At 67.2% G+C, this 12,257-nt stretch carries 12 protein-coding genes and 1 pseudogene; 3 read left to right on the top strand and 10 right to left on the bottom strand.

The window, feature by feature from the left end:
• Positions 1-248 precede the first annotated feature (248 nt).
• The gene (locus JXZ78_RS38075) at positions 249-458 is read left to right on the top strand and encodes a hypothetical protein (RefSeq protein WP_030024354.1); all 210 of its coding nucleotides are present in this window, start codon (positions 249-251) and stop codon (positions 456-458) included.
• On the opposite strand, the gene JXZ78_RS38070 is transcribed toward JXZ78_RS38075, so the two are convergent.
• The 3 genes from JXZ78_RS38070 to JXZ78_RS38060 all read right to left on the bottom strand — a co-directional run bounded on the left by JXZ78_RS38070 (position 455) and on the right by JXZ78_RS38060 (position 1,467).
• Positions 455-616, bottom strand: a complete 162-nt coding sequence (locus JXZ78_RS38070; protein WP_238783663.1) for a hypothetical protein — start codon at positions 614-616, stop codon at positions 455-457. The two genes, JXZ78_RS38075 and JXZ78_RS38070, sit on opposite strands and share 4 nt — an antisense overlap.
• A gap of 357 nt (positions 617-973) precedes the next feature.
• Positions 974-1,156 carry a VG15 protein gene (locus tag JXZ78_RS38065; protein WP_050503001.1) on the bottom strand — a complete coding sequence of 61 codons (183 nt, stop codon included), beginning with the start codon at positions 1,154-1,156 and terminating at the stop codon, positions 974-976.
• Positions 1,150-1,467 (bottom strand): hypothetical protein, encoded by a 318-nt coding sequence (locus tag JXZ78_RS38060; RefSeq protein ID WP_050503000.1) that lies wholly within the window; start codon positions 1,465-1,467, stop codon positions 1,150-1,152. Before JXZ78_RS38060 ends, JXZ78_RS38065 begins: the two co-directional genes overlap by 7 nt.
• Before the next feature lie 410 nt (positions 1,468-1,877).
• Between JXZ78_RS38060 and JXZ78_RS41270 the strand changes: the two are divergent.
• Positions 1,878-2,040 (top strand): annotated as a pseudogene (locus tag JXZ78_RS41270) (IS630 family transposase); the annotation flags it as partial.
• Between the two features lie 268 nt (positions 2,041-2,308).
• The gene (locus JXZ78_RS38055) at positions 2,309-3,640 is read left to right on the top strand and encodes a tryptophan 7-halogenase (protein ID WP_030024352.1); all 1,332 of its coding nucleotides are present in this window, start codon (positions 2,309-2,311) and stop codon (positions 3,638-3,640) included.
• Between the two features lie 129 nt (positions 3,641-3,769).
• On the opposite strand, the gene JXZ78_RS38050 is transcribed toward JXZ78_RS38055, so the two are convergent.
• The 7 genes from JXZ78_RS38050 to JXZ78_RS38020 form a co-directional block, all read right to left on the bottom strand.
• Positions 3,770-4,972 carry a hypothetical protein gene (locus tag JXZ78_RS38050; protein WP_078624653.1) on the bottom strand — a complete coding sequence of 401 codons (1,203 nt, stop codon included), beginning with the start codon at positions 4,970-4,972 and terminating at the stop codon, positions 3,770-3,772.
• Positions 4,973-5,083: 111 nt separating this feature from the next.
• On the bottom strand, positions 5,084-6,148 hold the full coding sequence (locus JXZ78_RS38045; protein WP_030024350.1) for an OsmC family protein: 1,065 nt from the start codon (positions 6,146-6,148) through the stop codon (positions 5,084-5,086).
• 8 nt (positions 6,149-6,156) lie between these two features.
• Positions 6,157-7,455 (bottom strand): trans-sulfuration enzyme family protein, encoded by a 1,299-nt coding sequence (locus JXZ78_RS38040; RefSeq protein WP_030024349.1) that lies wholly within the window; start codon positions 7,453-7,455, stop codon positions 6,157-6,159.
• Positions 7,452-8,675, bottom strand: a complete 1,224-nt coding sequence (locus tag JXZ78_RS38035; RefSeq protein WP_050502999.1) for a MalY/PatB family protein — start codon at positions 8,673-8,675, stop codon at positions 7,452-7,454. The genes JXZ78_RS38040 and JXZ78_RS38035 overlap by 4 nt, the downstream gene beginning before the upstream one ends.
• The gene (locus JXZ78_RS38030) at positions 8,672-9,406 is read right to left on the bottom strand and encodes a ferredoxin--NADP reductase (RefSeq protein ID WP_050502998.1); all 735 of its coding nucleotides are present in this window, start codon (positions 9,404-9,406) and stop codon (positions 8,672-8,674) included. Before JXZ78_RS38030 ends, JXZ78_RS38035 begins: the two co-directional genes overlap by 4 nt.
• A gap of 101 nt (positions 9,407-9,507) precedes the next feature.
• Positions 9,508-10,869, bottom strand: a complete 1,362-nt coding sequence (locus JXZ78_RS38025) for a cation:proton antiporter (protein ID WP_050502997.1) — start codon at positions 10,867-10,869, stop codon at positions 9,508-9,510.
• A gap of 85 nt (positions 10,870-10,954) precedes the next feature.
• Complete coding sequence (locus tag JXZ78_RS38020) at positions 10,955-11,869, bottom strand: phytanoyl-CoA dioxygenase family protein (protein WP_033039888.1); 915 nt, start codon at positions 11,867-11,869, stop codon at positions 10,955-10,957.
• Positions 11,870-12,257 lie beyond the last annotated feature (388 nt).

Genomic DNA, 12,257 nt, shown 5'->3' with positions numbered 1-12,257 from the left:
TTCACGATCTGGTGCTGATTGGTGGAAATGGGTGACCTCCAGAACTGGCCTGAGTAGCACAACGCCCTGCGCGCCGTAGCGAGTTGATTGGGTGACGGGGTGGGGGTACGGTTCTTCCAACCCGCCAAAGACGCCACTCAAAGTGGCAGCTTTGGCGTGGATGGGTTCAGTGCGAGCGAACTGGACCCGGACGCTCCGAAGCAGCCAGAGGACTACGAACGGCACAGCTTCAGAAGGAGCGAGCGAACATGTCTGACAGCCGGAATCTCGCTGCGCAGTACGTGATCATGACGTTGCTTATTGCAGCCGTGATCGGCTTGATCGTCATGAACGTTGCCCAGGCTGCCGACAAGGGGCTCTGGAATAGCGCCCGTTACGGCTGTGGCGCATTCGTGGTGATGGTTCCCCTGGCGGGCTGGGCCTTTGAGAAGTGCGGTCTTCTGAGAAGCGGAAATTAGAAGCGCCGGGTGCGCCGCTGGAGCTTGCGCGGGTGCATCTCTCCGTCGCCCTCGTCGGACGGTTCGAGACCGCCGCCCAGAGCGGGCGGAGTGGCAGGGGCGAGGAGCCCCTGAAGAGCCTCCTCGTCGGTCTCCAGCTCCGCGTTCTTCGCCTTCACCTCGGCAAGTGCGGTCTCGAACTCCTCGGGCGACTTCGCCTCAGACAGCTTTGTCTCAGCGTTGCGGCGGCGAGTGCGGTACGACGCGGCTTCACCCCGGACCTTGGCCAGCTCCTTACGGGCCCAGTCAGGGAGGTGCTTCTCGGAAGTGCCGGTCTGCGGCCCCGTGGACTGAGATTCGTCCTGAAGCTGCTCGGCTTCACCGGCCTGCTCGGTGCTCCGCGCCGGAGTCTGTTCGTACAGGGGTCACGCCTCCTGGGTCGTGTTCGTGGACTACCGCGCCTCCTGGGCTGCGGCTCTCTGCTTCTAACGGATGAACCGCCGCCAGGCGGTGAGCGCCGATTTCCCGCTGTGCCCCTAGGTGGCCTTTGGCCATAGGGCCTCGTATTGGCAGGACAGGGCGGTCAGTTCCGAGCACTGGTACTGCTGCCAGTTGAAGATCGGCATGGCGTAGCAGTGACAGTTGTCGTGGTAGCGGTCGCCGTCCGCGAACGTCGCGCTCGACCGGGACTTGTTGACCGGCCCTCGGCTGATCAGCAAATTCGGCTTGCGGCTGCCGCCTGACGGGCGCCGACCTGCCGGTGGGCTGCCTCGCGCTGGCGGTCGGTATCCCATGCAGGCTGCTGGTCGTCGACCTCGGTCAGCCGCTTGTCGAGGTTCTGCGGACCGAGCGAATCCAGCACGGTGCGGAGTTCCTGCTCCGCCTCTCGCTCGATCCGCTCCTCCTCTCGGAGGCCGTCCAGCTCTTCGACGAGAACGCGCTCCCAGTCGATGTCCGACTCGTCGGCGAGGTCGGGCGCCGCCTGGGTGCATTTCTCGTCCGAGTCGTGCTGACCGTTGGTGGCGGACAAGGCTTCCAGGTCGGTGAGGACGTCACTCTCCAGGGGCCGGCGGGGTTGCGCCAGGCCGACCTGCTACTCGTCGAAGGACGCTGCAGCGGGGTCGCGCACACGCGGCGATCCACGGACGCAGGGCCGGGCCCAGTCGCGGGTGCCCGCCGTTCCCTATCAAATAAAGGCGTCACGGGTCGATCCAACACGATCCTGCTCCGCCCGAAAACGCCCCGGCGCGCAGCATAGGCGGCGACTCCGCAGCTCAACCCCGTTCACTCGTATTGACTAACGTATGCGCGAGCGGAACGGCAGCATCCACTTGGATGCACGTGCACATGCAAAACTGAGCTAATTGCAGATGCTAAACAACCGGCACAGACTACGGTGTGATCGGGCAGCCAACTCCGTCTGCAACCTGTACCCGCCGCGTGACCGTCCGCGCCGCCAGCCCCGGCCGTATCTCCCTCGCGGGTCCGGTCTGCCGTCGGTCCGGCCGCCGCACCCGCCTTATCTTCCGAATCCAGGTGCACCACGGTCGCAAGGGTGAGCCGAAGGGCTTTCGCGAGAAGGACTTCGCCCGCCTGCCGGACGGCTCATCGGAGACATCACTCGAGTGCGACTTGCGATCACTCGCCCCGTCACACGAACGCATCCCGATCGTCCGACCGGCGACGATGCCCCACCGTACCCCCGCCGAGTGATCACAAACCGGACGGAAGATCACGTACCGCAGTCTGACTGGGTTCGGTGACGCTGGACTCCTTAGGAAACTTCCGGATCAGGCCAGCTCAGAACGGTGACAGCGGTTCAGAGGGTGGGGGAGCCTGCTGGTCACGGGACAACGCACCATAGGAAAGGCATGAGCGTGAAGCGCGAAATCACTGTTGTCGGCGGTGGAACGGCGGGACTGATAGCCGCCACCACCCTCCTTCGCCTGTGCCCGGACACTAACGTCACGGTCATCCGCTCCACCGAACTGGGCCACATCATGGTCGGCGAGGGGACGTTCGCGGGAACGCCAGACTACTTGCACGACGTCATGGGGATTCCCCTGGACGACTTCTACGCGAAGGTCAATCCGATCTGGAAGCTCGGCGTGCGGCTCAAGTGGGGGCCGCGTCCGTACTTCGACTACCCCTTCAACGAGCAGTTCGACAACCAAATCCTGCCCAGCAAGGACAAGCCCTGGGGCTACTATCACCTGGACGAGTACGAAAGCGCCTCACTTCCGGCCGGCGCCACCCGCACGCCCCCGGCGAAGCGGTTCGGCTATCACATCGAGAACCAGCCGTTCGTCGCCTACCTCGAGCAGCACTTCGCTCGGCTCGGCGGGAAGCTCGTCGACGCAAAGGTGGCGTCCGTGGAGGTGGGCGAGATCGGTGTCGAGAGCCTGGTCCTGGAGTCCGGTGACCGGCACACCGCGGACTTCTTCGTCGACGCGTCAGGGTTCCGGGCCGAGCTGATCAACAAGGGCCTCGGCGAGCCGTTCGTCAGCATGCGCGATCACCTGTTCTGCGACCGGGCGGTCGTCGGCGGCTGGGCCCGTGGGGATGAGGAGATCCGTCCGTACACGAGCATGGACACGATGGACGCCGGCTGGTGCTGGCGCATCGACCACGAGCACACCATCAACCGCGGCTATGTGCACAGCAGCGCGTACATCAGCGTTGACGAGGCCGCCGACGAACTGGCTCGCAAGAACCCGAAGATCGACCGTGACAGCTTGCGGGTCGTGCCCTTCGAGGCCCGGCACGTCCGCCATCCCTGGGTGAAGAACGTGGTCGCCATCGGCAACGCCTGTGGCTTCGTCGAACCCTTGGAGGCGACGAACATCCAGGTTATCTGCGCACATTCGCGGCAGCTTGCTGAGGCCATCAACGCCGGTGGGCTCGGCAACTCCGACCTCGCGCAGGACTATAACGAGTCGGTCCAGCTGCAGTGGGAGGACATCCGTGACTTCCTCGCCCTGCACTACCGCTTCAACACCCGCCTGAACACGCCCTTCTGGCAGATGGCCGTCCGGAACACTCCGCTCGGCGGTCTAGAGGAGTACGTCAAGCTCTACCAGGAGAACGGCCCGGTTCTGTTCACCGGTTCGGCCGGGAAGCCGGGCAGCATGTTCGGTTACGACGGCCACCTCAACCTCCTGCTCGGACTCCAGGTGCCCTGGAAGGACGGCTCGGTCCGTTAGCCTGCTGTACCTGAACACGCGCGACCCCGCCGCCGCTCTCCGATGGTCATCGGACGGAGATACGGCGGCGGGGTCGTGCGTGTTCAGGCCGCTCGGCCATTGGTCGAGCGGCCCGAAGGGCCGGTGGGGTCACACCGTAGCCGGGGCCAGCACCTCGGACAGGACCTGCTCGGCATCCTCGCCGTGGAAAGTGTTGACACCGACCCGGCGCCTGCCCCAGACGTCCGTGCGGGCGTAGCCGAGCCCGAGGCCGAACACGCCTGGCACGACCCTTAGGTCACTGTCCAGGACGCGACATCGGTCGTCCACCGCCGTGGTGCCTTCGCTCATGGGTATCCGCTCGCCCCACTGGTCGTAAAGGGGAACCTGTCGGGTGCGGTAGCCGGCGCTGTGGACGACCAGGTCGGCGTAGGCCAGGGCCGCTCGCGCGGCGACCGACCCGGTCTCGCACAGGATGAGTCGGTGCTCGTGCCCCCGAAGAGTGCGTAGGCAGAGGCCGCGTGGTCCCGCCCGGAGCCCGTGGAAGCGGTTGACCATGCCGGACTCTGGACACGCCTCGAGCCGACAGGCGGCGCCCGGGGGCAGCTCTTCCGTCTCGGTCAGGTCCGTGTACGCCAGTGACAGGCCGCGGTGGATCAGGGTAAGGCCGCCGTGCGCGATGGTGTCGCCGAAGCGGGCTAGCAACAGCTCCGCCGTGGCGAAGCCGCTGTGGGAGCCCCCGATGATGGTGATGCGGCCGCCGCCGCGCAGTACCCGTTCCGCCTCGTCGAGCCGCCCAGCCAACAGCTCCGCTGAGCCGATCAGCCGACTCGGTACGATGCCGTACCGGGCGGCGATCCGCCCGGTGTCCTCATAGCTTCCGGTCGCGAGCACGACCGACTCCGAGGTGACGAGTGGGGCTCCGGCCCGGTCCGTGGACGTCCAGGAGCCATCGGCTCCACGGTGGATCGCCCGGGTGTCCGCCGCGTACAGGAAACCGCCGGGTAGGGCTTCCTCCACGGTCCGCGAGAGGTCGTTCATGAACTCCCCGACCAGGGACAGCGGAACGGGACGATCATGGTGCTCCTGGAGCAGGCTCCCGGCCCGAGCGTCCACGGCCCGGGCGAAGACCCCGTCGCGACGCACCCCGGCGATGAAGTCACCGCCGACAGAGTTGGCGTCAATGAGGAAGGGGAACCGCAGCCGGTTGAGTGCCGCCGCGTCGGGGGCGCGGTCGAGGAACCGCACGCCCTCGTTCAGGAAGCGCGACAACTCGCCGACGCGGTCCGCCGCGACAGGCAGTCCCATCGCGGCGGGACCGCACCCGATCACTTGGCAGAGCACCTTGCTCACCGGACAACCCTCCAACGTTTGCTATTTCTTTCAGTTCATGTCTGGAGCGCCCGGGCCCGGAGCGGCTGGTCCGGTCGAGCCCGGGCCAGCCGCCCCGCGCCCGGGACGCCGTCACTGCCGCAGCAGCCCGGCCGCCCCGTTGTGCGTGAGCCGCACCTCGACCTGGTGTGGCAGCCTGAAGAGCTCGACGAGGGCCGATTCCGCCACTGCGGCGCGGAAGTACTCCTCAATCTCGGCCGAGGAGAGCTCGGACGGGCCTTCCACGGTGCAGGTGATGTTCCGGAAGCCCACCGAGGACGCCGAGCCGACCAGCATCAGCCCCCGGAGGTCGAGGAGCCCGTGCGCCCGCACGGTCCAGACGCCCGCACTTCCGGTCACCACCTGCTGCCGGCGCGCTGAGAGCGAGGCGAGCTCGGAGGCGAGGGCGATCACGATGTATTCTTGCGGGTTGGGCGCCCAGTCCACGCCCGCGAACTGCTTGGCCTCGTCGACCCGCAGGGGCGCCCGACAGCCCTGAGCACCGGTGGACTCGAACTGGGTGCCGCTGATCCACTTCACCTCGCGGCTGAGCGTAGCCTCCGCAGCGGCTCCGTCCGGTGCCGCCCCGTTCTGCTCCTCCGCGGCCTGCCAGGGCAGCGATCTCGTGCCGCTACGGAAGTGCAGCTCCGTCGGATCCTTCACCGTACGGTGGTTGGGGCTGCGGTCCAGGACCTGCTGGGTGACCTCGCCGATCAGACCGGGATCGGCGTCCGACTCGGTTCGGATGTCGTAAGTGACCTGGCGGACCCGGGCCGTGGGCAGGAAGCCCTTCTCCCGCTCGAGGAAGGACGCGGAGACGTCCATGTCGATGGTGTCGAAGTTGATGCCCCGCGAACTGCCGCCCACTATCGCAGTCTTGAGCGAGCAGACGCCTACTGCGGCGAGAGCCAAGTCGAGCGGGGTGTACTCGTCGGCCTCGGTCGACCCGGTGCCGTCCTGCCAGCCATCCGCGAGATCGAGCTCGAAGCGGCGGGCGGACTTGATCCGCCCGAGGATCGCCGGGTCCGTCCAGCCGCGCAGGCCGCGACCGGGCTTGAAGCGCGCGCCCGCGTGGTAGTGGAACTGCGCTTCCTGGGCGTCTCTGCGGATCTCGTCGACGAACTCGCTGGAGCTGGAGATGTTGAAACCGTTGCGCATGTCTCTTCCTAGATCGCTTCGAGGGCCCGGTCGATGTCCGCGATGAGGTCGTCAGCGCTTTCCACGCCCGCCGAGAAGCGGACCAGGCCGGGCCGGATCCCGATCGACGTGCGCTGCGCGATGGTGAGCGAGCAGTGGGACGTGTTGAACGGCAGGCTGACCAGGGATTCCACGCCGCCGAGGCTGGTCGCAACGTACGGGATCTCCAGGGCGTCGCAGAACTTCAGGGCTGCGGCGTCCCCGCCGGCCACTTCGAAGCTGACCATGCCGCCGAAACCGCCCCGGACGTCGTCCCGCAGATGGCAGTATGGGTAGTGGTCCAGCGAGGGGTGGTGGACGGCCACCACCTTCGCGTGCCCGTCCAGGAACCGGGCCAGCGCGTCCGCGTTCTCGTTGTGAGTGCGCATGCGCAGGGCCAGCGTCTTGAGTCCGCGCTCCAGGAGGTAGCACGCGAGCGGCTCCATAGTGCCGCCGAAGCGCAGCGCCTGCGCCCAGATCCGGTCGACGAACTTCCTGCTTCCGGTGACCACACCGGCCGTCACATCGCTGTGGCCGTTGAGGTATTTGGTGGCGCTGTGCACCACGATGTCGGCACCGAGGTCCAGCGGGCGCAGGTTCACCGGCGACAGGAAGGTGTTGTCGACGACCAGCAGCGCGTTGTGCCGCTTCGCGATCTTGGCGATTGCCCTCAGCTGCGGTGCCTTGAGTAGCGGATTGGTCAGGCTTTCGAAGAAGAGGAGCTGCGTCTCGGGACGGATCGCCGCTTCGATGGCCGCGAGGTCGGTCGCGTCGACGAAGGTCACCTCCCGGCCTGCAGACGGCATGTCCTCGCGCATCAGGTTGTACATACCACCGTAGACGTCGTACGCCGTGATGATGTGGCTGCCGCTGTTGGTGAGCGCGTAGATCGTGCTGGCAATGGCGCTCATGCCGGAGGAGGTAACCACGGCACTCTCCGCGCCCTCCAGGGCGGCGATCTTCTCCTGCACTGACCACTGCGACGGGTTCCCGTACCGCGTGTAGATCGGTACGTCGCGGGTGGCTCCCCGCTCGAACGCCGAGTAACTCAGGTCGTCGAGCAGGAAGGTGCTGGTCTGGAAGACGGGGGTGCCGACCGCGCCGGTCACCGGGTCCTCGTACGTGCCGCCGTGCACGGCCACGGTCGCCGAGTCGAGTGACGGATCAACGGCCCGGTGGTGCACGGAACGCGGGCCGGGGTTGCGCCGCCGGCGCAGGTCATTCAGCCATTGCGCGTCATCTTCGAGTCCGGCCTGAAAGCCCACTGCCGCGCGGTTGCGCTCGCTCACGGTTCTCCCCACATGGTGTGTAGTGCGAAATCTCTAGGCTCAGGGGTGGGCGCCGCCCGGTTCCGGACCGCTACGGCGGCACCCATCTGTCGGACGATCCGGGTAAGGATCGGCTCGGTGGTGGCAAAGTTGAGGCGTGCGAAGCCCCGGCCGGGCAGGCCGCAACTGCCGCCGTCGACGGTCGTCACTCCCGCCTCGGCGATGAAGAACTCCGCCAGGTCGGGGCTGGGCAGAGCCAGTTCCCGGCAATCCAGCCAGGCCAGATAAGTGCCCTCGGGCGGCAGGTAGCGAACACCGGGCAGGTACGCGTGCACCAGGTCGCCCAGGAGCCGCCGATTGCGGTCGAGACGGTCCCGTACGCCGTCCAGCCACGTCCCCCCGCCGCGGTAGGCGGCCGTGCCGGCCACCACGCCCAGTGTCGACGTGCCGTCGGTGGCCAGGCGGCCGAGGTTCTCCCAGCGCGCGCGGTCGTCGTCGTTGCTGAGCACCATCTGGGCGCACTTGAGGCCGGCGAGGTTCCACGCCTTCGAGGCGGAAACGGCCGTGACAGTGTGGTGGGCCGCGGTGGACGACGTGGCGGCGTACGGCACGTGGCGATGCCCGCGGTACACCAGCGGGGCGTGTACCTCGTCCGAGAACACCCGCCCGCTGTATCGGTCGACGACCTCACTGATGGCGCCGAGTTCGTCGCCCTCCAGCACCCGGCCGACCGGGTTGTGCGGATTGCAGAGCACCAGCAGATGGCCGCCCTCGGCGAAGGCGCGGGCGAGGGCGTCGAGGTCGTAGACGTATCGGCCCCCCGACTTCACCAGCTCGACCTGAATGACCCGGCGTCCGAGCAGGCCCGGGATGGTGAGGAAGGGAGTGAAGGTCGGTACGGGCACGATGACAGCGGAGCCTGGCCGGGAGAAGTGTTCGATCGCCACGTGGAAGGCACGGATGACATCGGGCAGCACACGCACGTCGTCCGGCGTGATGTCCCACCCGTAGGCGTCGCGCTGCCAGGCGGCGCAGGCTTCCCTCAGACTGGTCGCGAGAGCGGGCGGCAGGTAACCGAGGAGGTTTTTGCCGACGGCTTCGGCCAGTGCTGCGGTGACCGGTGGCGCGGTGCCGTAGTCCATCTCGGCGGCGCAGGCTCCCAGGAGGCCAGGCCCCGACGCCGTCCACTTCAGGTGTCCCGCCGCGCGCAGGGACTCCGCGGTGATGCTTCCGGCGCTCATGGCCTGCGGGGCGCGGGGCCCGACGACTCGGTCCTGATGGAACCCCGCGGGTGCCCGGCGGCCACTAGGGCGTCGATCACCATCGCCTGGTACCCGGCGGGTCCGCAGACGTACACGGTGGGTGCGTCCGCCGTCGCGAGGATGTTCCGCACTGTGGTGCCGTCGAGCCTACCGTGTGTGCCGGTCATCCACAGGTCAAGGCGCATACGCGCAGGGTGGGACCGCTCCAAGTGCTCCAGGGCCGTGGCGAACGGGGTGGCGTCCCGGTGCCGCCCCGAGTAGTGCAGGTAGACCTTCCGGTCGGATGCGGCGAGGGCGTACTTGCACAGAGAGTAGAGCGGGGTGATGCCGACGCCAGCGGCGAAAAGCAGCACCTCGCCGTCGGCGCCGTCGAGGGTGAAGTATCCAGCCGGCGGGAGGACGTCCAGGGTCATCCCGGGCGCGGCCTGCTCGAACAGCCAATTCGATCCGGGGCCGCCGGGACTGCGCTTGACGGTAACCGCGAGGCGGGGGTCGGAGACGGGACAGGTGGAGATGGAGTACGAGCGCATGACGGGCCGGTCGGCGGGAACGGGCAGCCGAAGGGTGAGGAACTGCCCGGCAAGGTAGTTGAGGCGTTTGGACGCGGGCTCTGTCGCGGGTTCGAGTACGAAGGTCTTGACGTCGTGACCCTCGCTGACGATGCGGTCGATGCTGACTTGGACGAGCGGAACGGTGGCTGCTCGGCTCACTGGCGGACTTCCTTCCTCGGGAGACGGATCGGGGCCTGTGCCGGCCGGGGCACCCCGAGATGTCTTGGGATGCCCCGGCAGCACCCAGGGTCGGCCGGTATTCAGAAAGTGCTTCCGGCGCCCGCCATGGGCTCCGTACAGGTGGGGGCGACCGACGGAGTAGCTGGCTCCCCCGTCGCTGACGTCCGTTGCGATGCATGGGAGGTGGCATGGGCTGCCCATGCGCAGCGGGCAGCCTCCTCCTGCTCCGGCTTGAAGTGACGCCGGTAGAGGGGCATGGCCAGTGCGGTCGTCAGGACGGCGATCAGGACCAGGATCGAGAACAGTTCCTTCTCGATCAGGCCGAGGGAGAGGCCGATGTTGATGAAAATCAGGATCATCAGACCCCGCGCGTTCATCAGCCCGCCCATCGCCACGCACTCTCCCCAGCTCCAACGGAAGAAGCGCAGGACGGACAAGGAGGAGAAGAACTTGGAGGCGAAGCCCACCAGGAACAGCACGAGCAGTGCCCAGACATAGCTGGTGTCGAGGGCGCCCGACAGGTCGGTGTTGAGGCCGGAGAAGGCGAAGAACACCGGTAGGAAGAGGCAGCGTACGACCTGGAGCAGGCGGACGTTGAGCAACTGGGCGAAGCCGGGCACGCGAGGAAGAGTCACGCCGCAAATGAAGCCGCCGAAGACCGAGTAGATGCCGATGTGATCCGTGAACCAGCCGGCTGCGAGGACCGTCGAGAGGAGCGCGACGAAGAGGCCGTCACTGATCTGCCCTTCGCGTACCGCCCTTTCCATGGAGGCGCGGAACAGTTTCGGCAGAAGTACGAAGGAGGCCCCCATGAACAGGAGGGCTGGGACGATGGTCCGCCATGCCTCCAGCCAACTGCCGTGGAGGGAAAGAGCGCTTACCACCGCGAGGATGCACCACGCCGCGGCATCGTCGATTGCGGCCGCCCGGACCGCGACACCGCCGAACTTCGTGTGCATCATGCCCCGCTCCTGGAGCACCCGGGCGAGCATGGGGAAGGCGGTGAGGGAGAGCGCTCCACCGACGAAGAGCATGAACAGCGGCAGGCTGACGCCGGAAGGGCGATATTGGTCCGCGATGTACCCGGCCGCGCCTGCACCGACGATCAGGGGGGCCACCACGCCGGCGGTGGACAGGACCACGGGCAGCACCGCGTCCTTGCGACTGCTTGGGTGGTATTCGTGCTCTAGGCCGACCAGGAACATGTACAGGCAGAGTCCGACCATGGCAATCACGTACAACGTCGGCTTGACCGTGGCCGAGAAGACGTGGCCGCTGAATTCTGGCGCCAGGGAGCCCAATACCGTGGGCCCCAGGACGATGCCCGAGACCATCTCACCCACCACGGCGGGTTGGCCGATCTTGGTGGCGAGCCACCCGAATATCCGGGCGGCCAGCACGATGACACAGAGGGCGGCGGTCACCGCCAGCAGGAGTTGCATTTTCGGATCATGCATTGGTCCGAGGACCTCCGACCTTTCGCTCAGGTGGTGAGGGCTGGGAAGGGATGGCCTCGGGCACGTCGGCTCAGCGACTGACGGTGCCCTCTTCCAAGCGCTGCACCATGCGCCGGGTCGTCTCCAACGGAGTGTCCCGGGAGCTCGGTTCGGTAAAGCCGCCGCGCGCGTTGATCTCGGCGACCTGCGCGTTCCACTCCTCGTGGCCGCGGAACGCGATCGACTCCCCCGGCGTATACGTCGGCCACTTGCGGTACTGGTTGGCCGCCGAGCCCGGCTCGCCGCGAACCAGGACCGGGTCGAGGTAGAGGCCCTCATTCGCGACGAGCGTGGACGTGGAGATGTAGCCGATGTCCAGGCCGCAGCGCCGCTTCTCGGAGGTGTTGGCCTCGGAGCAGTGCAGGATGTTCGGGTGGTGGATCGAGACGTCTCCGGGCTGGAGCTCGATGTCGACGACGCCAGCCGTTTCCGTCCAGTCACGGACGATCTCCTCGCGGGTCTGCGAATAGAGCATGTTGGCGACGTCGGTGCGCACCTCGGGGGAGTGGATGGCCAGTTCGTGGCTGCCGGGAATGATCCGCAGACAGCCGTTCTCCGTGGTGGACTCGTCGATCGCAGCCCACACGGTCAGCGCCTCCATCGGCTGCAACTTCCAGTAGGCGCCGTCCTGGTGCCACAGCACCGGCCGGCCGTCACGCGGCGGCTTGCACACGTAGTGTGAGGTGAAACAGGCCAGGTCGGGGCCGAGGAGCAGCTCGGCGATGTCCACGAGACGCTTGTCGGTGACCAGGCGAACCCAGAACGCGTCGTTGCGCATCAGCGGGTGGTGGTACTCCTCGGGCCGCAGGTGCGGGTACCGGCGGCCGAGCCACTCAACGTGCTCGCGCGCCTCGGCGACGAGTTCTGGGTCGAGGACATTGCGGAGTATCGCGAAACCGTTCTTCTCGTACTCGTTGAGTACAGCTGCGGCGTCAAAGTCGAACATGGAAAACCCCCACTTATGTGAATTCGGAAACCTGTGGATTCGTGATGCACAGATGCGTGCTATGTGCTGTATACGGCGCGAAAGCGACGGCGTGAGACGCAGAGGGAGAAAGAGGAGGTGCTCAAGATGCTGGGTGGCCCGGGGCTCCGGCGGGCCATGAGACCGTGGCCTGAACTTCGGCGACGGGCGGTCGACGGGCAGGGCAGTGGCCAGCCCGTCGAGGGATCGTGCTGTGGTAAGGGGAGGGCGGAGGAGGGCCGCCCGGCTCGTTTACTGCCAGCCGGTGGTGGGGGCGGGGGCCTGCCAGCCGGTGGTGTGCTGGATGGTGGGGGCCGGGGCCTGCCAGCCGGTGGTGGTGGGGGCGGCAACGGTGGTGGTGTCGGCGGTC

The sequence above is a fragment of the Streptomyces monomycini genome (assembly GCF_022271435.1).
GTDB classification, from domain to species: Bacteria; Actinomycetota; Actinomycetes; order Streptomycetales; family Streptomycetaceae; genus Streptomyces; species Streptomyces monomycini.
Note: the sequence above shows the minus strand (reverse complement) of the source record. Positions and strands in the feature narration are given on the sequence as shown.

What these genes read in the sequence shown, in the direction of transcription:
- JXZ78_RS38035 (WP_050502999.1), bottom strand. Translation starts at nt 8,675, where the DNA reads ATGAGCGCCGGAAGCATCACCGCGGAGTCCCTGCGCGCGGCGGGACAC.
- JXZ78_RS38045 (WP_030024350.1), bottom strand. Translation starts at nt 6,148, where the DNA reads ATGCGCAACGGTTTCAACATCTCCAGCTCCAGCGAGTTCGTCGACGAG.
- JXZ78_RS38020 (WP_033039888.1), bottom strand. Translation starts at nt 11,869, where the DNA reads ATGTTCGACTTTGACGCCGCAGCTGTACTCAACGAGTACGAGAAGAAC.
- JXZ78_RS38025 (WP_050502997.1), bottom strand. Translation starts at nt 10,869, where the DNA reads ATGCAACTCCTGCTGGCGGTGACCGCCGCCCTCTGTGTCATCGTGCTG.
- JXZ78_RS38055 (WP_030024352.1), top strand. Translation starts at nt 2,309, where the DNA reads ATGAGCGTGAAGCGCGAAATCACTGTTGTCGGCGGTGGAACGGCGGGA.
- JXZ78_RS38075 (WP_030024354.1), top strand. Translation starts at nt 249, where the DNA reads ATGTCTGACAGCCGGAATCTCGCTGCGCAGTACGTGATCATGACGTTG.